Origin of the sequence: Microtetraspora glauca (assembly GCF_040656155.1) — a bacterium.
GTDB lineage: Bacteria > Actinomycetota > Actinomycetes > Streptosporangiales > Streptosporangiaceae > Microtetraspora > Microtetraspora glauca.
This window is the reverse complement of record NZ_JBFALK010000004.1, coordinates 307,977-332,119: the sequence shown is the minus strand read 5'-3', so window position 1 is coordinate 332,119 and position 24,143 is coordinate 307,977. Positions and strand designations below refer to the sequence as shown.

20 protein-coding genes are annotated in these 24,143 nt (G+C 70.9%); 7 read left to right on the top strand and 13 right to left on the bottom strand.

From position 1 onward, the window contains the following. Positions 1–285: 285 nt before the first annotated feature. Positions 286–900: a TetR/AcrR family transcriptional regulator gene (locus AB0I59_RS10520; protein WP_061259389.1), complete on the top strand. Its 615-nt coding sequence runs from the start codon at positions 286–288 to the stop codon at positions 898–900. A gap of 79 nt (positions 901–979) precedes the next feature. Here AB0I59_RS10520 and AB0I59_RS10515 read toward each other — a convergent pair whose 3' ends face one another. The 11 genes from AB0I59_RS10515 to AB0I59_RS10465 form a co-directional block, all read right to left on the bottom strand. After that, positions 980–2,143: a chromosomal replication initiator protein DnaA gene (locus tag AB0I59_RS10515; RefSeq protein WP_358131921.1), complete on the bottom strand. Its 1,164-nt coding sequence runs from the start codon at positions 2,141–2,143 to the stop codon at positions 980–982. 71 nt (positions 2,144–2,214) lie between these two features. Beyond that, a complete protein-coding gene (locus AB0I59_RS10510; protein ID WP_061259391.1) occupies positions 2,215–2,607 on the bottom strand; it encodes a (deoxy)nucleoside triphosphate pyrophosphohydrolase in 393 nt (130 codons plus the stop codon). Positions 2,608–2,612: 5 nt separating this feature from the next. Continuing rightward, a complete protein-coding gene (locus AB0I59_RS10505) occupies positions 2,613–3,698 on the bottom strand; it encodes a C40 family peptidase (protein ID WP_358132048.1) in 1,086 nt (361 codons plus the stop codon). Continuing rightward, positions 3,698–4,354, bottom strand: a complete 657-nt coding sequence (locus AB0I59_RS10500; RefSeq protein ID WP_358131919.1) for a hypothetical protein — start codon at positions 4,352–4,354, stop codon at positions 3,698–3,700. Before AB0I59_RS10500 ends, AB0I59_RS10505 begins: the two co-directional genes overlap by 1 nt. 2 nt (positions 4,355–4,356) lie before the next feature. Next, a complete protein-coding gene (locus AB0I59_RS10495) occupies positions 4,357–6,627 on the bottom strand; it encodes a type IV secretion system protein (RefSeq protein ID WP_358132046.1) in 2,271 nt (756 codons plus the stop codon). A 2-nt stretch (positions 6,628–6,629) separates the two neighbouring features. Beyond that, a complete protein-coding gene (locus tag AB0I59_RS10490) occupies positions 6,630–9,107 on the bottom strand; it encodes an ATP-binding protein (RefSeq protein ID WP_358131917.1) in 2,478 nt (825 codons plus the stop codon). Between the two features lie 169 nt (positions 9,108–9,276). Beyond that, positions 9,277–11,970: a TcpE family conjugal transfer membrane protein gene (locus AB0I59_RS10485; protein WP_358131915.1), complete on the bottom strand. Its 2,694-nt coding sequence runs from the start codon at positions 11,968–11,970 to the stop codon at positions 9,277–9,279. Positions 11,971–11,991: 21 nt separating this feature from the next. Further along, the gene (locus AB0I59_RS10480; protein ID WP_228637104.1) at positions 11,992–12,264 is read right to left on the bottom strand and encodes a hypothetical protein; all 273 of its coding nucleotides are present in this window, start codon (positions 12,262–12,264) and stop codon (positions 11,992–11,994) included. Between the two features lie 55 nt (positions 12,265–12,319). Next, on the bottom strand, positions 12,320–13,150 hold the full coding sequence (locus AB0I59_RS10475) for a conjugal transfer protein (protein WP_228637001.1): 831 nt from the start codon (positions 13,148–13,150) through the stop codon (positions 12,320–12,322). Positions 13,151–13,617: 467 nt separating this feature from the next. Continuing rightward, a complete protein-coding gene (gene ychF, locus AB0I59_RS10470; protein WP_061258336.1) occupies positions 13,618–14,706 on the bottom strand; it encodes a redox-regulated ATPase YchF in 1,089 nt (362 codons plus the stop codon). A gap of 11 nt (positions 14,707–14,717) precedes the next feature. Next, positions 14,718–15,458, bottom strand: coding sequence for an LppU/SCO3897 family protein (locus AB0I59_RS10465; RefSeq protein ID WP_358131912.1), 741 nt, complete (start codon positions 15,456–15,458; stop codon positions 14,718–14,720). Between the two features lie 172 nt (positions 15,459–15,630). Between AB0I59_RS10465 and AB0I59_RS10460 the strand changes: the two genes are divergently transcribed. From AB0I59_RS10460 to mgtA, 4 genes are all read left to right on the top strand, one after another. Continuing rightward, the gene (locus tag AB0I59_RS10460) at positions 15,631–16,911 is read left to right on the top strand and encodes a DNA recombination protein RmuC (protein ID WP_082777226.1); all 1,281 of its coding nucleotides are present in this window, start codon (positions 15,631–15,633) and stop codon (positions 16,909–16,911) included. Positions 16,912–16,922: 11 nt separating this feature from the next. Then, a complete protein-coding gene (locus AB0I59_RS10455; RefSeq protein ID WP_061258334.1) occupies positions 16,923–17,411 on the top strand; it encodes a DUF6542 domain-containing protein in 489 nt (162 codons plus the stop codon). Between the two features lie 192 nt (positions 17,412–17,603). Continuing rightward, entirely contained in the window at positions 17,604–17,954 is a 351-nt protein-coding gene (locus AB0I59_RS10450; RefSeq protein ID WP_061258332.1) for an ArsR/SmtB family transcription factor, read from the top strand. Further along, positions 17,938–20,601 (top strand): magnesium-translocating P-type ATPase, encoded by a 2,664-nt coding sequence (mgtA, locus tag AB0I59_RS10445; RefSeq protein ID WP_358131909.1) that lies wholly within the window; start codon positions 17,938–17,940, stop codon positions 20,599–20,601. Before AB0I59_RS10450 ends, mgtA begins: the two co-directional genes overlap by 17 nt. A gap of 57 nt (positions 20,602–20,658) precedes the next feature. Here the strand turns inward: mgtA and AB0I59_RS10440 are convergent, their stop codons facing one another. After that, a complete protein-coding gene (locus AB0I59_RS10440) occupies positions 20,659–22,164 on the bottom strand; it encodes an LCP family protein (RefSeq protein ID WP_358131907.1) in 1,506 nt (501 codons plus the stop codon). Between the two features lie 134 nt (positions 22,165–22,298). Between AB0I59_RS10440 and tatA the strand changes: the two genes are divergently transcribed. Next, positions 22,299–22,700, top strand: a complete 402-nt coding sequence (gene tatA / locus AB0I59_RS10435) for a Sec-independent protein translocase subunit TatA (protein WP_061258329.1) — start codon at positions 22,299–22,301, stop codon at positions 22,698–22,700. Positions 22,701–22,908: 208 nt separating this feature from the next. Next, positions 22,909–23,160 carry a hypothetical protein gene (locus tag AB0I59_RS10430; protein WP_358131905.1) on the top strand — a complete coding sequence of 84 codons (252 nt, stop codon included), beginning with the start codon at positions 22,909–22,911 and terminating at the stop codon, positions 23,158–23,160. On the opposite strand, the gene AB0I59_RS10425 is transcribed toward AB0I59_RS10430, so the two are convergent. Next, positions 23,157–24,125, bottom strand: coding sequence for a 4-hydroxy-3-methylbut-2-enyl diphosphate reductase (locus AB0I59_RS10425; protein WP_061258324.1), 969 nt, complete (start codon positions 24,123–24,125; stop codon positions 23,157–23,159). The two genes, AB0I59_RS10430 and AB0I59_RS10425, sit on opposite strands and share 4 nt — an antisense overlap. Between the last annotated feature and the right edge of the window lie 18 nt (positions 24,126–24,143).

The following is a 24,143-nucleotide window of genomic DNA, read 5'->3' as shown; positions in this document are numbered from 1 at the left end:
AATTTCTTCCCGCTTCCCTGGTGCGGGGGGGCGCTCCGGCGCCGAACCCGGCCGTCCGCGCGCCCCGCGCGGACGGCCGTCGCCATGTGGGCAGGATCGTGACGATGCCGAAGCCGGCGGTGTCGGAGTTTCCTGGCTCGGAGATACGAGGGAATCGCCGCCCCGGCGCACGCCAGATGGTTGACACTCTCCAGGCGTGATCGCCAGGCGTCTCGTCGCACCCTGCTCACAACATGCGCGTCACGCATATAGTGCGCAACGCGCAACGTCGGATAGAGTCTCCTCATGAGTGACGATGCCATGGACCTCCGGGCGCGCAACAAGCAGGCCACCCGGGAGGCGATCAGCCACGCCGCGCTGCGCCTGGCCATCGAGCAGGGCCCCCACGGGCTAGCGCTGGTGCGCGTCCACGACATCGCCACGGCCGCGGGAGTCTCCCCCCGCACCTACAACAACTACTTCTCCAGCAGGGAGGAGGCGATCTGCTCCTTCCAGGCTGATCAGTCCAGGCGCGCGGGGAAGGCACTGCGCTCCCGACCCGCCGACGAGCCGCTGGATCAGGCCGTCATCGCGGCCGTGATCGAGCTCTACACCGATCCTGAGCCCGACAAGGCGGGCCTACGCATGATCATGTCGACGCCCGAGCTGGAGGGCGAGGCGCTGAAGGCGTTCACCATGGCGGAGGGACCGCTCGCCGAGGCGATCGCGGCACGCACCGGCACCGACGCCGGACGCGACCTGTTCCCCGCCGTCACGGCCGCCGCGGTCGCCGGCGCCATCCGCGTGGCGGGGCGGCACTGGCTCGCGCCCGGCAACACCGAATCCTTCGCCGCCATCCTGCGCCGCGCCCTGTCCTGCGTCGTTCCCGCCACGTCCCCCGAAGACCCGCAGGACCAGTGACCAGCGCACGCGGGCCCGGCGGCATCTAATCCTTCACGCTCCGGCACCGGTCATCGCCCGGAGGGTACGGCCGCCTGGGTCAGGCGCCCTGGCCGGGCGGCTGGGCGCCCTGTTCCGGCCACGGCATCGGATACACCGCGGTCCCGTCAGGACCGGCCGCACCGGGGACCGCGCCACCAGGAACATCCGGGCGAGGGGCCGCACCGCCGGGGACGTCCGGGCGAGGGGCCGCCGCCGGGTCCGGCTCGTTCACCGCGAAGCTCCAGGCGTCCACCTGCTGGCCCTGTGGCGCCCCGTACGCCTGCTGGGCACCATAACCCTGCTGCGGGTAACCCTGGGGCGCTCCGTAGCCTTGCTGCACGCCGTACGGCTGCTGAGCCGGGTACCCCTGCTGACCCGGGTACGCCGGCTGACCGGGGTACGCCTGCTGAGCGGGGTACGCCGGCTGCACGCCGTAGCCCTGCTGCTGTGCGGCCATCGGATAGCCCTGCGGGTAGCCGTACGGCTGCTCGCCCATGTAGGAGTAGCCGTAGGTCGGCGGATACGCCACCGGGACGGGCACGAAGCCGACCATCGGCGCGTACGCCGGGCCCGCGGCGGCGAGGCCCGGCTGGGGCGCGCTCACCGGGCCCGCCTTCTTCACAGCCGCCGCGTGCGCCATCCGCCGCAGCCTGCCCTCGAAGACGAGCCAGCCGAACAGGGCGAGAAGCACCAGCAGCGCGGCCGGCACGGCGAGCTTGTGACTCAGCGTGACCTGGTCGAACTCGGGGGCCGCGTTACGCAGCTCGTACGCCGCGCCATCAGGAGTCGGGTCCCCGAAGTCCGTCTGCGGGACGGACAACTCGGTCGGGCTGCTGCTCGCCTCCGGCAGGGAGACCTGGGGCTCCTCGTCCTCCGGCGTCGGCTCCGGCGTCGTCTCGACGGGGTCGATGATCGGCGGAGCCGAGGTGGTCTCGATCGTGTTCGGCACGGGTGAGGGGGACGGCGAGGGGGTGGGCGACGGGCTGGGTGTCGGTGTGACGGTGACCGTCGCCGTCACCACCGGGCTGCCGGTCGGGCTCGGGGTCGATCCTCCCGGCGTCTCGGTGACCGTCACCGTGACCTCCGGCTGGCACGTCTGGCCGACGTCGCACGGCTCGATCTTGTCGTCCGCGCGCGCGGCGATGACCGGCACGGCGACCAGCACGGAAAGCGTGATGATCACAGCGGAGAGGGCGGCCCTCAGTCGTGCGCTTCCGCTCACTGCCGCCTCCGTCACATCCGCCTTTGACTAAAGCGGAATTCTACTTAGGCAAAAGGAACAGTAAAGACATCTTACGAGGAACCATTGAGCAAACCCTCGACGGCGCCGACAATCGGCAGGTCGGCGGGGAGCCAGGCGACGTCGTAGAACTCCCCGGGGCCCAGCCAGCGCAGGGCGAGGTGCTCCAGGGGCTCCGGAACGCCCGACGCGATGGTGGCGAGCCAAACCCGCAGGATGTAGCCGTTCGAGAGGGGCCATTCGCCGCCGACCCTGCGGCCGACGGCGATTTTGACGCCGAGTTCCTCGACGCATTCGCGTACCAGGGCGTCGTGGTCGCTCTCGCCCGGGTCGACCTTCCCGCCGGGAAACTCCCAGCCGCCCTTCAGCTCGGGCGGATCGGCCCGCTGCGCGGCCAGGAGTCTGCCATTCTCGATGATCGCTGCCCCGACGACGATGTGGTCCATGGTCCTTACGTTAGAGCGGCTCTTTTCAATTGCTCCAGCACATCCGCGTTCTGGAGGGGACGGGTGAACCCGACCAGATTCCCACGATCGGCATATGTGGTGACTTTGATGGGCCCGCATCGGGTGCAGCGGGCCTCGATCATCTTCCCGGCCGACACGATCATGCCGACGTGTCCCGGCCGGTCCGGCCCGGTGCCCGGCCCGGCGTTGAAGAACACGAGGTCTCCCGGCTGCTCACTGCCCGGCTCGACGCGTACGCCGAAGGGCCACTGGCCGAAGGTCGTGCGGGGGATCGTCAGGCCCGCGTTGCGGTAGGCCATGTAGATGATCCCGGAGCAGTCGAACGCGTCCGGCCCGGTACCTCCCCACAGGTACGGCTTGCCGCGCTGGGCGAGGGCGTACTCCAGGATCTTCCGTACGACGTCACTCGGGGCGTCGGCCGTGTCGCAGGCGGGGTTGGGGGTGTCGATGCCGCCCGTGGCGGCGTAGCGCCTGGCGATCGCCAGGACCTGGTCGACGTACCAGTCCGCGCGGTTGTAGACGAAGATCGCCCGTCTGAGGTCGTCGGGAGCACCGTTGCGCTTGAGCATCTTCGCCGCGGCCAGGATCGCGTCGGCGGGGTCGTAGACGTCGCCGTACCCGTCGCCGTCGCCGTCCGAGGCGTAGCCGTTGAACTCGGTCCCCATCTTGATCCTGGACTTGCCTCCCCAGGTGCTGATCAGGAACTGCATGGGCCCGGCGGCGCCCGCGTAGTTGGTGCCGTCCCGCACCCCGGGGAGCTTGGACCTTCCGTGGTCGGTCTCTCGCTTGCCCACGGCCGCGAGCACGTTCCACTGGACGCCGATCTGCTCGCCGTACTTCTTGTACAGCTCCAGATAGTCGGAGGGGATGTCCTCGCGGGCGACGTCGGACAGGTCCGTGGCCGTGGCGGCCTCGGCGCAGTCCGCGCCGCCCAGGCCCCCGCCCAGCAGGATGGACGGCGAGGGCGTCATCAGCATGATCGAGCCGAAGAGCGTGAACGGGACCAGGACCGCGAGCGCGATGGCCAGCCCTCGCCAGGAGAGCCTCCCCGCCAGAGCCTTGGGCGGCATCACGGCGACGTGTCCCCGTCCTGGCCGGCGTCCGCGGGTTGCAGGTCGTACACCCGCCAGTCGGAGCCGACCTTGATCACGGTCACCGCGAACTCGTCACGCTGCTCCTTGTCGCCGCTCTTGGCGGTGATCTGCCGGACGGAGCCGACCACGAGGGTGACCATGTTGGCGGTCATGTCCCGGATGGACCTCACCGTCGCCGAGCAACGCGACACGATCTCGTCGGACCGGTTGTGGTTCACCAGCGCGGGCGACGTCAGCGTGCGGGTCAGGTCCGCGCCGAACTCCACGGTCGAGAACCCCCCGAGCCGCTTCGCGAACGCCTCCGGGTCGTCGTCGTGCTTGAAGGTCCCGTACGACTCGGTGAAGCGGCGGGCGAGATCGGCCGCCGCCCCGAGCTCGGCCTTGGACAGCGGGAGATAGGAGTAGACGTCGAAGGCGGCGGGCGTGGTGGCGACCTGGCTCGGGACCCGGCTCGGGATGGTGGTCGGACCCCGGCCGGGCATCTGGCCCGTGGCCCTGGTCGGCCCGCCCGGGTCCTGGCCGGACGCGTCGCCGCCCGACGGGCCCGCGGACGTGAGATAGACGCCGACGACGGCGAGGACGACCACGATCCCGGCGAAGGCGAGCCCCCGCCGGCCGTCCCTACCCTTCATGGTCATTCCTTGTCGGGGTTGGAGGGTTTCGCCCAGAAGGGACCGGGCGCGTCATCGGGGCTGCGCCCGCTGTCGCCTCGGCTCGACAACCACAGCGGGGGCGCGTCGGAGGACCGTGATCCGCTCGACCCGCCGAACAGGCCCCCTCCCGACGACCGGCCACCGGAGCCGCCTCGGGAGCTCGACCCGCCCGAACCGCCCGAACCGCCGGAGCCGCCTCTGGGGGCCGACCCGCCGGACGAGCCCGTCCTGGCCGACCTGCGGCCACCCGACCCACCGGACCCGCTCGACCCGCCCGACCCGCCGGAGCCGCTCGACGGCCGCGAGGCCCAGCCGCCGGAACGGCCGCTGAACCAGCCGCCGCCCGACCCCGACCCCGAGCCGGAACCCGAGCCGGAGCTCGAACCCGACGACATGCGCACAGGCGTCGCCGGTCGGACACCGGAAAGGTTGAGCGGCGGTGCCGATCCCTGGCGCGGGACCGTGGTCGCCTTGCGCCGCCCCGGCCCCTGCGCGTCGGTCTCCAGCGGCACCGGCTGCCCCCCGGCCCTGACCCCGGAGGGAACAGCCGTGGCCGCCCCTTCCTCGCCGCGTACCTTGCCCTGCGCCACCGAGGAGGCGGCGACCGCCGCCGCGGTGCCCGCGGTGCCCGCCATCGCGGCGGCGCCGATGACCGGCTCGGCCTTGCGCAGGCCCCACCGTCCCACCCGGCTCGCCGCCACCGGAGGCAGCGCGTTCGCGGCACGCGAGAGGGTGGGCGCGCTGGCCGCGTCGCCGAGCATTCGGGTCGTGAGGGTGTGACCGTCCATCGAGGCGAACAGGTGCTGGAACGGCCGCCGGTAGAAGAACACCGCGATCGTCAGCAACGCCATGAACAGGATCTGCATGCTCCACGGCAGGTTCGTCGAAATGATCAACGAGTAGCCGTACACGAGCACGCCGAGCACCAGCGCCAGTACGGCCTGGCGGAGCAGCGTGCCGACGACCATCTCCACCCACCGCATCGCGATGATCCGCCCCGACCCGGGATGGACGCCGATCAGCAGGAAGACCGGCCCGAGGATCAACAGCAGCAGGAAGCCCACCTTGAGCGCCAGCAGGGACACCGCCACCAGGAAGATGAGCAGGCCCGCGACCATGGCCGCGATGAACGCGCCGATCGCGATGCCCAGCCGGCTGGTCCAGTCCTTCCCCTGGAAGAGGAAGAACACCGAGGTGTTCTCCAGGGGCTTGGCGATCTCCTCCTCGAAGCGCTTCTGGTGGGCGTCGGTGCCGGGCATCTGCCTGGCCGCCTGCTCCTCGCGGTCGATCGCCTGGAGGTCGAGCAGCTTGGGGGCCATGGTCTGCACGATCGGCGCGTTCGCGTCCGCCGTGCCGAACTCGCCCATCAGCCAGGGCTTGCACACCAGCGTGGACCAGAGCGCGTCGGCGTTCTGGTCCACCCCCGGCGTACCCGGCTGGGCGTACCCTCCGGCCTTGGGCTCCGCGTCACCGGCGTTCTTGGCGGGCAGGCAGGACGCGCCCCCGGCGCCGGGCAACCCGGAGAACGCCGAGTTGACGATCTCCCCAGTCTTGTCGGTCACCACCTTGCCGAGTCCGGTGAAGTCCCCGGGACGGCTGAAGAACCAGATCGCCACGGTCACCGCGAGGACCATCCAGATGACGCCCTCGGTGGTCGTCGTCGCCCGCTTGCGGATGAGTCCGTACCACGCGAGCCAGATCGCGCCGAGGATGACGATCGGCCGCAGGTACGGCCAGTACATCGCGTTGGCGAGGTTGGTGACGATGTCGTCGACCACGTCCTTGATGGGCTGGATCGGCCCCTCGGACGCCGCCGCCTGGTAGGTGGTGATCGTCAGGCGGTCGATCGCCTTGGCCCAGGAGAAGATCGCGTTCGCCCAGGAGTTGCCGAGCACGGCGGTCACGTCGGAGCAGCCCAGGTCGTAGGTGTGCCAGAACTGGCCGGCCATGCCGTACCGGGCGTAGTTGGTGGCCGGAGCCTGCTCGGCCGCGGCGGCCGGCTCCGCGCCCGCCCCGGCACTGGCGCCGGTCGCGGCGCCGGTGTCGCCGGTGTCCGGCGGCGGGGCCTTGACGAGACCGTCCACGCCGCCGTCGACGATCTCCGGAGCGAGGGCCGGGGAGAGATCACACGGGCCCGCGGCACTGGCCGTGCCGGAGAGCACCAGGGGCAGCGTCAGGAACGCCGCGAACACCACGAGAAGCAGGGCGAGCCTGCGCCGAGTACCAGAGCGAGCGCGACCGTTCACGCGCATTCTCAAGACCGCACCTCCTGCGCGACCCCTGACTTGTCGGCGCCCCCGCCAAGAAGATCATGCCTTTTCTCGTTCGGTTTGTCGTGGGTGGGATTCGTGTCGAGCCAGCGGAGCAGCTCCTCCGAGATGAGGTCCACCCCTATCCGGCCGGCCCGCCCGTCCAGATCCCGGAAGACGCACTCCCCGTTGCCCAGGGACCGCAGCACCGCCTTGTGCTCCTCCGACGCGTCGACCCCGAGGAGTTCCATCACGTGCTCGACCTCCACCCGCTCCGTGGAGCGGAACGCGAACACCGAAGAGAGACAGTTGGTCACCTGCTCGCTGAGCAGGTCACCGGCGTTCTGCGAGACCAGGACCAGTGCCGTGTTGCGGGATCGGCCCATCCGCGACACCTCGGGCACCAGCTTGGCCCCCTCGGGCGTGGAGGTGATCGCCCACGCCTCGTCCAGGAAGATCGCCTTGGGTGTACGGCGGTCCAGGCCGTTCATCAGCCGCCGGGCGAACTGGGACACCAGGTACAGCAGGGCCACGGAGAGCCGCTGTTCGTACGAGTAGTCGTCACGGGCGGTCGCGACGTCGGGCAGGGTCAGCCCGCCCAGGGTGAACACCGTCGTCCATCCCTCGGTGTCGATCTGGTCGCCGCCCGAGGGGTCGAAGCAGAGCTGCGCCAGATGCATCTCGGACATCGAGCGGAGCACCGCCCCGAGGTTCTTGGAGGCGGGGTCCTCGGACCGCTCCAGATGGTCGACGACCTTGCCCAGCGAGGGGTCCGGCTGGTTGGAGACCGCCGCCACCGCCTGGATCATGGCCGACTCCCGCTCCTCCGACATCCGCGGCAGCAGCAGCCGGAGGGTCTCCGTCGCCATGGTCTTCTTGGCCGCGATGTCGTCGCCGAACGAGAACGGGTCGAGCAGGCCGGGCGCCGCCGACCCGAGCGGGATGATCCGCGCCCGGCGGCCGCGGTCCTCCAGCAGCCGCACCAGCGACTCGGCGTCGCCTTTCGGGTCGATGACGGCGACGGTCACGCCGCGCAGCGCCATCTGATAGATCAGCAGCAGCGCGAGGGTGGTCTTGCCACCGCCCGGCTCCCCCGTGATCGCGATGGCCGTGGGGCGGTTCCTCGTCGCCGCGACCAGCGGGTCGAAGTGGACGATGCTGCGCGCCCGCCCCAAGGTCTCCCCGACGTACGGCCCGAGCCAGCCCGCGCCCGACTCGTCCACCCGGTCGCCCAGGTCGACGGTGGCGGTCGCCATCCCGCCCGCGATCGTGCGGAGCGGCTGCCGCTGGGCGTACGCGTTGACCCGTACCTTCTCGCCGGGCAGCGCCTCACAGAACAGCGAGAACTGGTCGCCGGTGGAGTTCACCACGTCGATGCCGAGATCCCGGTAGTGCTCCACGATCGCCTCGACCCGCTGGACGCAGATCTCCTCGGTGGGGGCGCTCACGCTCAGCCGGTGCCAGCCGTACACGAAGGGGAGCCGTTCCTTGGTGATGCCGTGTTCCAGCATCCGGGCCGCGTCGATCTGCTCGGCCAGCGCGAGCGGCGCCTCCGCTCCCGCCTCACGGATGTGGATGTCCATGTCACGGGCGTGCGCCAGCTTCCTGGCCACGTCCTTGCTCGCCATCACCGGAGGGATCAGCCGCATCCTGCTGGAGATCTCCACCGGGAACGGCATCTGGTCGGCGAAGTGCAGCCACGGCTCGCCATCCGGGAACGGCATCAGGTCGGGGAACCTGGCGAACGACAGATGCGCCGTGAACGAGTCGCCCGTCGGCTGCTCGATCCGCAGCAGGGAACGGCCGTTGTGGATCTGACCCTCGACCAGGGACTCGATCTCGCCCTTGCCCCACCTGCGTCGCGGCGTGGCCGAGGGAGGCGGATCGCCCAGCGCGCCGGACACCGCGTGCTGGAACAACCAGGCGATCTCGGTCGAGGTGGCGTGCCGGGCGTAGAGCGAGCTGGAGGCGAGCGCGCGCCCGAGCCGCTCGGCCTGCTCGGTCCACCGCTCGACCTCCCGATCGGGCACGTGGTCGTCTTCCATCCCGAGCGCCTTCTCGCTGCGCAGGTAGAAGCCGAACAGCTGGGCCAGCGCCCCCGTCCCGAGCTGGGCCCCGCGCCGGCCGAGCCGTACGCCGAGGTAGATCTCCTTGCTCCAGAAGTCCTTCGCCCAGACGTGCCGGTACATCTCCTCCAGGTAGTCGCGCCAGCCCGACCCCTCGTCGGACGTGGCGTTCAGGGCCATGGCCCACTCCGCCGCCGGGTAGGTCCGGTGGGCGACCCGCAGGTGCACCTCGGCGTCGGGCATCCTGATCGCGGCGAGCGCGATCGTGATGTTCGTCGCCAGCGCCTCGCGCTCTTCGGGCGTGACGAACTCGTAGCTCACCGTCGGAAGCCGGAAGTACGCCCACGCCGAGGAGTCGGTGAGGAGGACACGATCGTCGAAGTACCGCACCGCGAGACGGCTGCGCGTTCTGCTCACAGGTCGCTCACCATGCGGACGGCCCGTCCCACTCGGGCCGCTCCACTCGCTCGTCGGGTTCGCGCCGCGCTCATAGGTCGCTCACCACTCCTCGATCGCCATGCGGGCGGCCCGTCCCACTCGGGCCGCTCCACTCGCTCGTCGGGTTCGCTCGGCGCTCACTGCTCCCTCACCTGGCCACCTCCTGCTTGTGCTGGTTCGCCGCCAGCCCGCTCGCGATCACACCCGCCAGCGCCACGTACGCCCTACGCCCCCCGGGCCGGAGGCGGGCCGGATCGACCGGTCCCTGACGGGACAGCTCGTCCTCCCAGGGGATGCGAACGATGGCCCGGCAGCGTCCCCTGGCCACCGCCTCGGCCTGCTCCACGTCGGACGCGCTGCGCCTGCTCACGCCGTTGACGACCATGACGGCCCTGCGCCGCAGCTCGGAGCAGCCGTGGCCGTCCAGCCACTCGTACGTCATGGCCACCGCGTCCGGCGCGTCCTCGCTCGCCGGGGCCACCAGCACGAGCTGGTCGGCGTACGGCAGGAGCCGCGCGGCCAGCGCCGCCGCCGGGTCCACGACGATCAGCCGGTAGTGGCGGTCCAGCGCCGAGAGCATCCGCGGCCATCCGGCTTCGAGGCGCTGCGCCGCTCCGGCGTCGGAGTCCGCGCCGACCACCTCCAGCCCCGAGTCGCAACGTGTCGTGTACGACCGCATGCCGAGGTAGCCGCTCACCCCTCCGGAGCCCGCGAGCAACGAGCTCAGCGTCTCTGGCGAGTCCGCCGTGATCCTCGTGGTGAGCGTCTGGGCTCCCGTGCTCGCGTCCAGGGCGAGCACCCGGTCCTCGCGGTATTTGGCGAAGGTGTGGCCCAGCATGAGCGTCGTCGTCGTCTGGCCCGCGCCGCCGGTGCAACCGAGGACCAGGATCCGCCTGCTTCCCGTGAGCACACTGCGGGCCCGCGCCTCGTCGATCTCCATCCCGTCGGTACGGCCTCCGCCGCCGCCCACGACGACCTGCGCGATCCTGCGCCACCCGCCCGAGGTGTCCCTGCCGACCACCGACTCGACCCGGCGTACCTTGGGCTCGTCGCCCGGCGCCACCGCCCTGATCGAGACGGGCACCGGCGGGGCGTCCGCCGGTTCCCTGACCGGCTCGCGGACGGGTTCCCTGACCGGCTCCCTGACGTGCCCCTTGGCAGACTCACCGACGGGCTCACGAACAGGTTCGCGGACCGGCTCCCTGACGTGCTCCTTGGGAGATTCGCCGACCTGCGCACGAACAGACTCGCGGACAGGTTCGCGAGCAGGCTGCCTGACGTGTTCGCTGGCGGATTCTCTGGCGGGCTCGCTGACGGATTCTTCTCTGGCGGGCTCGCTGACGGGTTCGCGAAGGGCCTCGGATCGGCCCACCGGCTGCGCCGCCCTCTCGCGCGCGATCTCCACCCGCGCCCGCGTCATAGGCTCGACGGCAGGCGCTGTCGCGGTCTCCTCGGCCGCCTGCCCCACCGGCTCCCGCGCGGGCTCCCGCGCGGGCTCCCGCGCGGGCTCCGCTCGCCGCTCGGCGAGCCGCGTCACCGGTTCCGGCGCGGGCCGCACCGCCGGTTCCTCGTCGGCCTGCGTCCGCGGCTCGTGCTCGGACTCCCGTGCTTCTCCGGCCTCGGACACGGCCTCCGCGCGGGCGTGTCTCGGTGGCTCGTGCGCGGCATCCCACGGCTCTTCCCGTACGGGCTCCGCGCGAGCGTGCCTCGGGGCCTCATGCGCGGGCCGCTCCGCCTCAGATCCATCGCTGACGGGGCTGTCAGGAGCGGAACCGCCAGACGTGGAGAACGCGGACGCCGAACCGCCAGACACCGGACCGCCGGAAGCGGGACCGTCACTCGCCCAAGCGCCGGAAGCAGGGCCGTCCGTGGCGCGGCCGTCGGTCGCGTGGCCGTCGGTGGCGGACGTCGCCGTCGAGGACCAGACCTTCTGTGGGAGACGGGGTGAGGCGCCCTCGGATGCCTCCCTCTCCGGAACGGCGCCACGCTCGGCGCCATACGTCGGTGGATCGGCGGCCGGCAGGCCCAGCTCCCGCACGGGCTGCTCCCGTACGCGGCGCTCCCGCTCCCGCTCCCCCGTACCGTCCTGGGCGGACGCGGCCAGCCTGCGCAGCTTGCGCAGCGCGTCGGGGCCGATGGGCGGCACGGCGGGCTCGCCGTATCCGGCGGCTCCGGCGGCCGTCCGCTCCCCTCTGGGAAGCGCGCGGTCGGCGGCGGGCCGCGCGGCGGCGCCCGTCGTACCCCTCCGGGCTGCGGCGGGCGCGGACCCGACACCCAGCACGGGCGCGGACCCGGCGCCCTGGGCGGTCGCGGAGGCGGCACCCGGGGCGGGCAGGGGCATGGGCGGGGGCACGGCGACGGGTTCGGCGACGGCGGGGACCGCGGCGGCCCCCTTCGCCGCGGCGGCGACCGCCGGCCGCACGGTGGAGGCGGCGGCGCGCCGCTGCCGGCTCCTGGCCTTGCCCTTCACCGCGGGAGCGGATCGCCAGACCCGCACGGTGAGGGTGATCTCGTCCGGCTCGCTGACCGGCGCCATGCGGCACCAGGTACGGGGCTCGGCCAGATAGCGCACCTGCGACTGGAGCAGTTCGGTGAGCCGCTTGCCCTCGATCACGGGCCGGGTCGATAGCCAGGTCACGATCCCGGGCGGGACCAGATAGACCACGTGCCAGGGCGCGTCGAACGGAAGCCCGACGAAGAAGAGGAACGTCCACCACGGGACGAGGACGCCCACGAACACACCGATCCAGACGATGGGAAGCGGTGTCGGCAGCTTCAGGTCGTACAGCTTGTAGAGCCGCTTCTCAATTCGCCAAATATTGGTATATGTGGGCAGATCCACCCGATCCTCCTCTCTGCCTGATCACTTGATGCCGAGCGCCCCCGCGATCGCCTTCGCCGTCACCTCGATGATGTTGGGCACGTAGAAGATCACGCCGATCGCGATCGCCAGAATGATGAACTGCATGAATCTGGTGATCTCTCGAGTGAAGAGGAAGAAGAGCGCGACCACGGAGACCACGACCAAGAAGAGCGGGGCGAAGAACTTGCGCAGGAAGTCCGCCAGCCCCTCGGTGTTGATCCCCGTGGCAGGTGGAGTCGATGGATCGAACGCGATCTCCACAATGGTTTTCAGAATCAATTCACGCCCTCCCGGGGTATGGATCAGCGGCGTCGTGTCCGGTCATGCGCTACCCCACGGGGCGGCTCGCGCCCTGGACTGCCTCGACGAACCATTTGCCGCCCTGCTTCTCCACGGTGAGCCGGTATGCCTGCTCCAGCCCGGCCGGCTGCGACGCCGGATCGTCCGTACGCGGGGTGGCGGCGGCCCCGCCCGACGACACGGCCCACACGACGACGGCGGTGACCTCCCTGGTGCTCTCCGCGCCCGCCGGGACCACGACGTCCTTGAGCTGGGCGAGCGTCAGCGCTCCGTCGAAGCCCTCGATGGTCACGCCGTTCGCGACGTACCGCTGCAGGTCGACCTGGTCCCCCGCCGCGTACGCCTTGAAGAAGCCCTCCAGCTGGGGGCGCAGCTCGGCCTCGGTCGCGGAGTCGCGGTCGGGCTCGGCCAGCTGCGGCAGCCCCGCCGGGTCGGGTGCGGGCAGCAGCCCCGGCTGCGCGGACACGACGAACCTGGACCCGTCGAAATAGACCGGCACGGAAAGCAGGCCGCGCTTGCTGCCCGCCTGGTACGTCACGGTGACGACGGCGTTGCCCGCGTCGCGCACGTTGATGCCCGCGAACTGGAAGGCACCGGCGGACATCCGGCCGTATCCATTCCAGCCGAACTGCTCCTGGGCGCCCTCGGGCAGAAATGCCTTCAATCGTTCCGCTCTTTGTTGCGGATTAGACGCGTCGAAATTCAGATAGACCGCCGCGAACTGATTGGCAAATGCCGCGGCCTGTGTCACCGGAAAACCGGAATCGCTCGGCTCGGGTGTCGCCCCGGTCGAGGTGCTCTCCTGGGTGAACCGTTCGAACGGCGCCCGCACCCCGTTGACGACGATGACGATGATCAACGCCCACAGGATCGCGCGGCCGGTCCAGACGAGCCAGCGGCCCCCGCCACCGCTCCAACCCCCGCGTCTGCGGGCACTCCCGCTCGAGACCGACACCCGTTCAGGGCCCTGCGGAGGGTACGACTCGGGGTCGCCAGCGATCCGAGGATCCGGCTGGACGGTTGACCTGCGAGCCATCACGCCTCCGCTCGCGCCGATCCCCCCGGCTGGCGCGGTGTCGTCTTACTCTCGATCCGGTTATCCGCATTGAAGTTTTCACCCTAGCGGTCGGGCCAATTGTTCCAGGAAAGCCACGCCCATGGTGCAAGCATCGCCGCGACCGAGCAAACCGGGTCTCATCCCGGCCCCACGCCCCACGCCTATCCGTTCTGCCGGAAAAGCACGTTACGCCTGGCCAGCGGCACCATCGATTACCTAACCGCCAGGTATTGCTGTCCTCGCAGCTCAGAGACGTAACGGGGCGGCGATCAGACGTTGAAGCGGAACTCCACGACGTCGCCGTCACGCATGACGTACTCCTTGCCCTCGATCCTGGCCTTGCCGGCGGCGCGCGCCGCGGTCATCGACCCGGCCTCGACCAGCTCGTCGAACGAGATGACCTCGGCCTTGATGAAGCCGCGCTGGAAGTCGGTGTGGATCACACCGGCGGCCTCGGGAGCGGTGGCGCCCTTGCGGATCGTCCAGGCGCGGGTCTCCTTGGGCCCGGCCGTGAGGTACGTCTGCAGCCCGAGCGTCTCGAAACCGACACGGGCGAGCTGGGACAGGCCGGACTCCTCCTGGCCCACGGACTGCAGCAGCTCCAGGGCCTCCTCGTCCGGCAGCTCGACCAGCTCGGACTCGATCTTGGCGTCCAGGAACACGGCCTCGGCCGGCGCGACGATCGCGGACAGCCGCGCCCGCAGGTCCTCGTCCACCAGCTCGTCAGCGTCGAGGTTGAAGACGTAAAGGAACGGCTTGGCGGTGAGGAGGTGCAGCTCACGCAGGTCGGCGGGGTCGATGCCCGCCGCCTTGGCCCCGGCGTACAGGGTGGTCCCGGAGTCGAGCAGCTTGGCCGCGGCCTCGGCGGCGTCCAGCTGGGCCTTGCGGTCCTTGTTGGTCCTGGCCTCCTTCTGGAGGCGGGGCAGCGCCTTCTCGATGGTCTGCAGGTCGGCGAGGATCAGCTCGGTGTTGATCGTCTCGATGTCGCGCTCGGGCGCGACGTCGCCGTCGACGTGCGTGACGTCGGGGTCGGAGAACACCCGGATCACCTGGCAGATCGCGTCGGTCTCGCGGATGTTGGCGAGGAACTGGTTACCCCGGCCCTGGCCCTCGGACGCCCCCTTGACGAGTCCGGCGATGTCGACGAACTCGACCTTCGCCGGCAGGATGCGCGCCGAGCCGTAGATCTCGGCCAGCTTGGCGAGACGCGGGTCGGGCACGCCGACGATGCCCACGTTGGGCTCGATCGTGGCGAAGGGGTAGTTCGCCGCCAGTGCGTTGCCGCTCTTGGTCAGCGCGTTGAAGAGGGTGGACTTGCCGACGTTGGGCAGGCCGACGATGCCGATGCTCAGGCTCACGTAGGCCGAGTTTACGGGCCGCCACGGGTTGCTCCGACACCAGACAGGCAGATCACCTCGGTTCCGCGCAGGGACCGGAGGTAGTGGTCGGAGCCCTCCGCGCACCGGGTCGGGGACTCGACCCGGCCGGTGACCCTCGCCCACGCCCGCTCGGACCCGCACGCGACCTTCACCAGCAGGCGGACCGAGGTCGGGAGGGCCGGACGCTCGACGCAGTCCCCCGCCGCGACGACCCGGCCGTCCTTGCCGAGGCAGGCCACCTGCCCTCCCTTGAGAGGAAGGGCCTCGATCGTCCCCAACGGGCACTGCCTGGCCGTCTCGGTGACTCCTGTGACCCGGCCGTACCAGTCGCCTTCGGCGCACGGCCGCTCCCCGCCGCGCATCGCGACGCAGTCACCGGCGCGCAGCACGCCGCCGCCGTTCCCCGCGTCCCCGGGGTGACGGCCCCCCACGTTGCGGACGCAGGCGGTACGGCCGGAGCCGAGGGAGACGAACTCGTCGGTGTCGGACGGGCAGTGAGGCGGACGTGCGGTGATCCGGCTCACCCGGCCTGTGGCCTGGTCGCAGACCACGAGCCCGACCGCGGTGCCGGTCCGCCGCACGCACGCGCCGTCGGCCCAGGCCAGCGGCGCCGGGGCGGACGGTGCGGCCTCCCGGCCGGAGGCGACGACGGCGCCCAACCCCACGACGAGCGCGATCACAACCCCGGCCGTTATCCCGGCTATCTGGGGGCGCAAGCCGTACGTAGTCACAACACGACTCTGGGTGATGAGCGCTGTTCGCACAAGCCGAACGCGATGCCGGGGCTCCCTACGCCGAGGGCCGGGTCACGGGGATCCCGCACCGCCGGACCGGCATGGCAGGCGGGAGGACACCCGCGCGCCTCCCCCTCCCGAGCCGGATTGCCTGGGATCATCCCGAACCGTGGATGTCGTGGCTCTCGTCCTGCAGCTTGCCGTAGGTATCGCCGTAGGGCTCCTGATCGGGTTCCTGCTGGCACGGGCCAGAATCTCCGAAGCGGAGGCGAGAAGAAGGGCGGCCGAGGACAAGATCGCCTACGTCGAGGGGCAGCTCGCGGAACGGTTCCAGGCCATCAGCGCCCGCGCCCTCGATCTCAACAACCTGCGCTTCCTCGAACTCGCGGAGAACCGGCTGAACACCACCAGGGCCGAGGCCACGGGCGACCTCGACCAGCGCAGACAGGCCGTCGAGAACCTGGTCGGGCCGCTCAGGGACACGCTCGCGAAGGTCGAGAACCAGCTGCGCGAGAGCGAGCTCGGCGCCCGCGCCGCCCGCGCCGAGCTGGGCAAGCAGATGGAGTTCGTACGGCAGAGCTCCGAGCAGCTCAGGAGCCAGACGACCGCACTGGTCCGGGCACTCCAGCGGCCCGAGGCACGGGGCCGCTGGGGCGAGCTGCAGCTCCGCAGGGTCGCCGAGATCGCCGGCATGGCACGCTTCTGCGACTTCGACGAGCAGGTCAGCGCGGCCACTCCCGACGGTCTCGTCCGCCCCGACATGGTCGTACGGCTCAGCGGAGGCAAGAACATCATCGTGGACTCGAAGGTGTCGCTGGCCGCGTACCTGGAGGCGGCGGAGGCGGGCGACCCGGATCTGGCCTCGGCGCGACTCGACGCGCACGCGCGTCACCTGCGCGACCACGTGGACCGGCTGGCCGCCAAGGCCTACTGGCAGGCGTTCAGCCCCGCGCCGGAGTTCATGGTCCTGTTCATCCCCGGGGAGGCGTTCCTCGCCCCGGCACTCGAACGGGACCCCGGCCTGCTGGAGTACGCCATGAACAGGCGGGTGCACATCGCCACGCCGACCACGCTGATCACGATGTTGCGCACCGCCCAGTACGCCTGGCAGCAGGCGGCGCTCAGCGAGAACGCGCGGGCCGTCTTCGACCTGGGCAAGGAGCTCCACGACCGGCTCGGCGGGCTGAGCCGGCACATCGACGGCCTCGGACGGGCGCTGTCCCGGACCGTCACCGCGTACAACAGGACGGTCGGCTCGCTGGAGAGCCGCGTGCTGGTGAGCGCCAGGAAGATGAGCGACCTCGGCCTCACGGACACCGCGCTGGAGAGCCCGGCCATGGTCGAGGAACCGCCCCGCCTGCCCGCCGTTCCGGAGTTGGGGGACGAAGAGCGCGTAAGCGCCTCTCCTGTTCCTGGCCAGAACGGTAAGTTGGCGCGAGACTCGTCGTAAAGGGGGCCACGATGAGAGGCACCGATCAGACAAAGCTCAGGTTGACGGCCCGGGGAGCCATCACCCTGCTCCTCGTCGTCACGTTGCTCGGCCAGATCGTCAAGCCCGGACCGGCTTTCGTCGTGGGCTGTGTCGCGGCCGTCCTGCTGGTCCAACCGCGTGACCTGCTCCCCCTCGTCGTCACGCCGCCGCTGGTCTTCTTCGCGACGGCGGTGTTCGTCGAGTTCGTCCGGTCGCTGAAGGCCGCCTCGATGCTCCAGGCGCTGGGGCTGGGGCTGTTCACCTCGCTGTCGTCCGCCGCGCCGTGGCTGTTCGGCGGATCGGCGGTCGTGCTCGGGATCGCCTGGTGGCGCGGCCTCCCGCAGAACATGCGCGACCTGCGGGAGAACCTGGCCACCCGCGCGGAGGTGCCCCGCCCCCGGCGCGGCCAGGACACCGCTTTCGATCCTGAGCCCGAGGGCTATTTCGAGCCCCGCGTGTACGGCGAGGCCCGCGACTGACCGTCAGAGGCCGCACGCGGGTCGTCAACTGTCGTACGTGGTCGTCAGTGGTCGGGCGCGAGGCTACGGTGAGCACGCGGAATGCGCCTTTCCGACGGCACCGCGACGCCGGAGCGTGAGAGCCTCAGCGGATACGGAAAGGCCCCATTCCGCGCAGGTTCCAGACGGTGCTCGGTGAACGGGAGAGCGACAGTGGCGACGAGCGGCGGCGACTTCGAAGGCCCGTCCGTTGACCTGCTGACCGAGGCCGCCGCGGCCTTCGGGCTGCTGGCCTCGCCCGCGCGCCTGCAGATCGTCTGGGCGCTGTCCCAGGGCGAAAGCGATGTGAGCGGGCTCGCCGAGCGCGTGGGCGGCGCGCTGCCCGCGGTGAGCCAGCATCTGACCAAGTTGAAGCTGGCGGGGCTGGTGCGGTCGCGGCGCGAGGGGCGCCGGGTCGTCTACCTGATCCACGATCAGGACGTTGTGACCATGGTCCGGTGGCTGGTCGGGCGGCTGGCCGACCGCGGGGAGGCGTCGAGGCACGTCCGTGGTCTGGGCGCCTGAGTCCCTGCCCGACGCCGGTCGGCGCGGCGGTCCCGAGGCTGACGGCGGGCCGCCGGACCACGTCTCCATCACCGACGTGGCCGAGCTCACCTCGCTGGAGGTGCTGCGGCTGATGCGAAGCGGACCGCGCGGTCTGCTGGAGGCGCACGCCGAGGACCGCCTGCTGCGGTACGGCGAGAACGCGGTGGCGCCGCGGAGCCCGGCCTCATGGCTACGGCGTCTCGCGCGCAGCCTGCGCGATCCGTTCGCCATGGTGCTGCTGTGCCTCGGGCTGGTGTCCGCGGCCATCGCGTCGTGGGGAACCGCCTGCGTGGTGCTGGTACTCGTGGTCGTCAGCTGCGTGCTGCGCTCCGGCGGGGAGCACCGCGCCGACCGGTCCGTGGCCGCGCTCCGTGAGCTGGTCGCCACCACCGCGACGGTGCGGCGCCGGGCAGACGAGACCGCGGCGCCGGTGTCGCGGGAGATCCCCGTCGACCATCTCGTCCCCGGCGACGTGATCGGGCTGGGTCCGGGTGATCTGGTCCCCGCGGACGTGCGGCTGCTGCGATCGAGCGGTCTCACCGTCCATCAGGCGGCGCTCACCGGTGAGTCCCATCCCGTCGCCAAGCACGCGGTCGACGTGCCCGCCGACGCGGAGACGGATCTGTTCGACCGGCCCTATCTGTGCTTCCACGGCAGCAGCGTGGCGTCCGGCAGCGGCTTCGCGGTCGTCGTGGCGACCGGCGCGGGCACCCGGTTCGCCGGGGCGCATCGGGGAGGCATGCGAGAACGCGGGCCGTCCTCGTTCGACCGCTCGGTGAACGGGATCTCCTGGTTGCTCATCCGGTTCATGCTGCTGATCCCGCCGGTCGTGCTCCTGACGAACGCCGCGTTGCGGGGGCGCGGGCTGGAGGCGCTGCCGTTCGCCATCGCGGTGGCCGTCGGGCTGACACCCGAGATGCTGCCCGTGATCGTCACCACGGCGCTGGCCCGGGGCTCGGCCGTCCTCGCGCGAAGCCACGGGGTGATCGTGAAGCGGCTGCCCGCACTGCACGATCTCGGCGCGGTGCACGTGCTCTTCACCGACAAGACCGGCACTCTCACCCAGGATCTGCCCATCCTCGACTGCTCCCTCGACCCGGACGGCCGGCCCGATCCGGATGTCCTCCGCTGGGCGGCCGTCAACAGCCTGTGGACGCTCCAGCTCGCCGATCTCCCCAACCCGGACGCCCTCGACGAGGCCATCCTCGACGCCGCCGAGCGGCTCGGGGGCACCCTGCCCGCGTCCGACGGCGTTGCCGCGCTGCCCTTCGACCCCGTGCGCCGCAGCTCCTGCGCGGTCGTCCAGAGCCCGGACCGTACGGCGGTGCACACCCTGGTGGTCAAGGGCGCCGCCGAGGACGTGCTGGATCGCTGCACCCTGGTGCGGACCGGCGGCACGGAGGTGGAACTCGACGCCGCCGCACGGGGCCGCATACGCCGTCTCGCCGAGGAGAAGGCCGCGGAGGGCCTTCGGCTGCTCGCCGTCGGGCTCGCGGATCGCCCCGCGCGCCCCGGTTCGTACGGCCCCGGCGACGAGCACGATCTCACCTTCCTCGGCTTCGTCGGGCTCCGCGACACGCTCACACCGCATGCCGAGGACGCGCTGGCCGTCCTCGCCGGCCGCGGTGTCGCGGTGAAGGTCCTCACCGGCGATCATCCGGGCACCGCCGCCCGCGCCTGCCGCGATCTCGGCCTCGATCCGGGCACGGTCGTCGTCGCCGACCACATCGACGGCCTCACCGACGCGGCCGTGGCCGAGCTCGCCATGCGGAGCACGGTCGTCGCACGGTGCACCTCCGAGCACAAGGCGCGCATCGTCCGGGCGCTGCGCGCGGCCGGGCACACGACCGGATTTCTCGGCGACGGCGTCAACGACCTTCCCGCGCTGCGGGCCGCCGATGTCGGGATCTGCCCGAGTGACGCCGTGGACGTGACGCGGCAGACGGCCGACGTGGTTCTGGCGTCGAAGGACCTCACCGCCATCGATCACGCGATCATGGCCGGTCGCCGCAGCACCGGCAACATCGTCACCTATCTGCGGATCGTGCTCTCCTCCAACCTCGGCAACGTCATCGCGATGCTCGGGGCCGGACTGCTCCTGCCGTTCCTGCCGATGCTGCCGGCCCAGGTCCTGGTGCAGAACCTGTGCTTCGACGCCGCCCAGCTGGCGTTCGCCTTCGATCGGCCGGATCCCGCCGTTCTGCGGCGTCCCTCACGGCTGCGGCCACGCGACCTCACGCGTTTCATCGCCGCCTTCGGCCCGCTCAACGCGCTCGCCGACCTGGCCACCTTCGCGGTACTGGCGTCGGCCGTGCCCTGGTCCGCCCAGGTGACCGGTCAGAGCGCCTTCCACTCCGGGTGGTTCGTCGAGAACCTGCTCACGCAGGGGGTGGCGATACTGGTGCTGCGCGGGCGGCGCCACGTTCCCCTCCCGCTCGGGATCGCCGTCTGTTTCCTCGTGATCGTGGGCGTACTGCTGCCGCTCTCGCCGCTCGCTCCGCTTCTGGGCATGACGACCCTCCCGTTCGCGTACTACCTGCTGGTCGCGATCGTCGTGCTGCTCTACGGCGTCGTACTCCGTGCCGCCAATGCGTTCTTCGAGCGTCGCCACGCGGATCGGCCGTAGCGCCCCGGTCCACGTCTCGCCATGTTTCCCGCCGTGGTCGGGTGGCCCCGCGTTCGCTCAGCCGTACGAGAGGTCGGAGCAGGCATCGTCCGCGGCGGAGCGGGCCTTGCCCGCGACGCTCGTCGGCAGCGCGACGGGCGTGGAGGCACTGGGGTCGGGCGTCCTCACGTACGACCGGCCCAGGATGACGGTGACCCCGCGATCGGTCACCCGCCGGAACTTCGCGCCGGGGAACATGCGCGCGACGGTCCTGGCCCGCTCCGCCTGGCCGGGGCCGTACTCGATCAGGGTGGCGGCGTGGTTCTGGGAGTCGGCGGTCGCGACGCGGGTGACCGTGAACCCGGCGGTCGTCAACCTGTCGGCCGCACGGGCGGCGAGGCCGGTGACCGTGGTGCCGTTGTAGACAGTGACGCTGATCCCCGTGCCGGAGACCGCCGCCGCGGGTGTGGGGGACGGGAGGCCGGACGGGCGCGCCTTGCCGCTGGCGTCCACACCGTCGATCGTGCGGTCCGCCCTGAGCGCCGCCCACAGGGCGTGGGCCTCGGACTGGACGATCGCGACCCGTGCCCCCTGATAGCGCCAGGGCAGGGTGACGAACTTGGTGTCGCGCAGGTCGATGTCCTTCATCGACATCGCGAACGACAACAGCTTGTCGGCCGACCCGAGACCGGGGTCGAAGGTCATCGACCCGGCGGCCGCCTCGACGAGCGGGAGCAGGGTGGCCGGGTTGAGCCCCTGCGCCTTCACCTTCCTGATCAGACTGGAGAGGAACGCCTGCTGCCTCTGGATGCGGCCGATGTCGGAGCCGTCGCCGATGCCGTGCCGGATGCGCACGTAGTTCAGTGCCTTGACGCCGGCCACGGTCTGTCGTCCCTTGGTGAACAGCAGCCTGCCGCGCGAGCCCAGGTTGGGGTCGAGGTCTCCCTCGTAGACGTCCTTGGGCAGGCAGACCCGCACGCCCCCGACCGCCCTGGTCATCGCGGAGAAGCCCTGGAAGTCGACCACGACGGTGTGATCGACGCGCAGGCCGGTCAGTTTCTCCACCGTGTTCTGCGTGCAGGCCGGATTGCCCTTCGCGGTGAGCCCGAGGGTGAACGCCGTGTTGAACATGACGTCGCTCTGCGGCCTGGTCCACGTGCCATCGGGCAGGCGGCACCGCGGAATGTCCACCAGGGTGTCGCGTGGGATCGACACGGCGACCGCGTGCTTCCTGTCGGCGTAGACGTGCAGCAGGAACGCGGTGTCGGAACGGCCCACGTCACCTTTGCCGCCGCCCAGCCTGCTGTTCTTTCCTGACCGCGAGTCCGACCCGATGACCAGGATGTTCTGACCGGCGAAGGTCGCGGCGGGCCGCTGACGGTCGATCCCCTTCTCGTCGAAGGTGTTGATGCTCGCGTCGAGCCGCGAGTAGATCCATCCGGCTCCCACGACGAGCACGGCGACGAGCGACGCCACCGTGACGAGGGTGATCAGCAGGATGCGCCGCCCGCGCGACGGCTTCCGGGCACCCCCACGCCGCCGCTCGGCCGATGATCGCCGACTGTCCGTGGTGGGTGCCCTCATACCTATCGCTCCTGCGGGGAGAACGACCACAGAGCAGCCGTCGCTTGTATAGTTGCGCAATGTAGCAAACTTGGCGCGCGGGTACGGATCACCGAATCTCGTGTCCCGGCGAAGACAGAACGGATGGGGGCGCGATGTTTCTGCGCAATGGCCTGGAGCCCGGGCACCTGCTGATCCTGGGGCTCGTGGTGATCCTGCTGTTCGGTTCCAAGAAATTGCCGGACACCGCCCGCGCGCTGGGCAAGTCACTGCGGATCTTCAAGAACGAGACCGCGGCGATGCGGAACGACGCCACGGCGCCCTTCGAGACGCCCTTCGAGACGCCCTCCGAGACGCCCGACGCGACGACCGGTGTTCCGACCGATGCTCCGATGGCCGTGACGGCCGCCGCGGTGGGCGATGCTCCGGTCGGCGCGGCGCCGATGCCCTCCACACAGCGGCAGGCACCTCCCGGGACCCCTACGGCACCCGCGGCCGGTGAGCCCGGCCGTACGCGTACCGAGGGTGGGTCGTCGCGGGCCGATGACGTTCGCTAGTGCCGGGAGGGACGATGGCTTCCGGGCCGTCTTCCGGGAGGACGACGTGGTGCTGACGGACTTTCAGGCCGAGGGAACGGGCCGAGGAGCGCACCGCTCAGCCGCCGTTCTGCTGTGGGCGCTGGTGTGGCTCCTCGAGGTTTACGGTCTCCTGGTGACCGGCTGACCAGAACCCCGCCCTCCGCTCGGCCGCCATGAGCTCGGCGTCATGGGCTCGGCCGACGTGTGGCTCGGCGTCATGGGCTCGGCCGACGTGTGGCTCGGCGTCATGGGCTCGGCCGTTTGCGGGATTGGCGTCGTGGCGTCCAGGCCGGTCACCGGCGTGCGGAACGCTGCGGAACACGCCGTCGCGGCTCTTCCTCCCGGCGGCCTGACGGGAGCCGGGAGGAAGCCGGTGGATCACTCGCGCGGTGAGCGCGGACGTACCCGGGACGTGACCGGGTACGTGGAACGCACCTAGGACGAGGCGCGCAGGTCCCGGCGGAGCTCGTGGGGAAGGGCGAACCGCATGCTCTCCTTCACGGACTCGACCTCCTCGACATCGGTGAAGCCGTGCTCGGCGAGCCTTCGCAGGACGCCGTCGACCAGTTCCTCGGGGACCGACGCGCCGCTCGTGACGCCGACCGTGGTCACGCCGTCGAGCCACTCGTCCTGGATGAAGGAGGCGTCGTCCACGAGGTAGGACGCGGCGGCGCCGTAGTCCTTGGCCACCTCGACCAGGCGCTTGGAGTTGGAGGAGTTCGTGGAGCCCACCACGATGACAAGCTGGGACTCGGCCGCGATCTGCTTGACCGCCGTCTGCCGGTTCGACGTGGCGTAGCAGATGTCGTCGCTCGGCGGGTCGATCAGGTTCGGAAAGCGCTCGCGCAGCCGGGCGACGGTCTCGTTGGTCTCGTCGACCGAGAGTGTCGTCTGGGAGAGCCAGACGACACGGTCGGGATCACGCACCGCGACCCCGCCGACGCCGTCGAGGCCGTCGACCAGCTGGATGTGCTCGGGAGCCTCGCCCGCCGTGCCCTCGACCTCCTCGTGGCCCTCATGGCCGATGAGCAGGATGTCGTAGTCCTTCGCCGCGAAGCGCTTGGCCTCGTTGTGCACCTTGGTGACCAGCGGGCAGGTCGCGTCGATGGTACGGAGCCTCCGCTCGGCGGCCTCGTCGTGCACGCTGGGCGCCACGCCGTGGGCGGAGAACACCACGATCGCGCCCTCGGGCACCTCCTCCGTCTCATCGACGAAGATCGCGCCACGCGCCTCCAGCGTCCGGACCACGTGGGTGTTGTGGACGATCTGTTTGCGGACGTAGATGGGTGCGCCGTACTGGTCGAGCGCCTTCTCCACGGCCTCGACAGCTCGGTCCACTCCCGCGCAATAGCCGCGCGGCTTGGCAACCAGGACACGACGGGTCGCGGGGGTATATGGCTCCATGTTCCTATGCTATGTGGA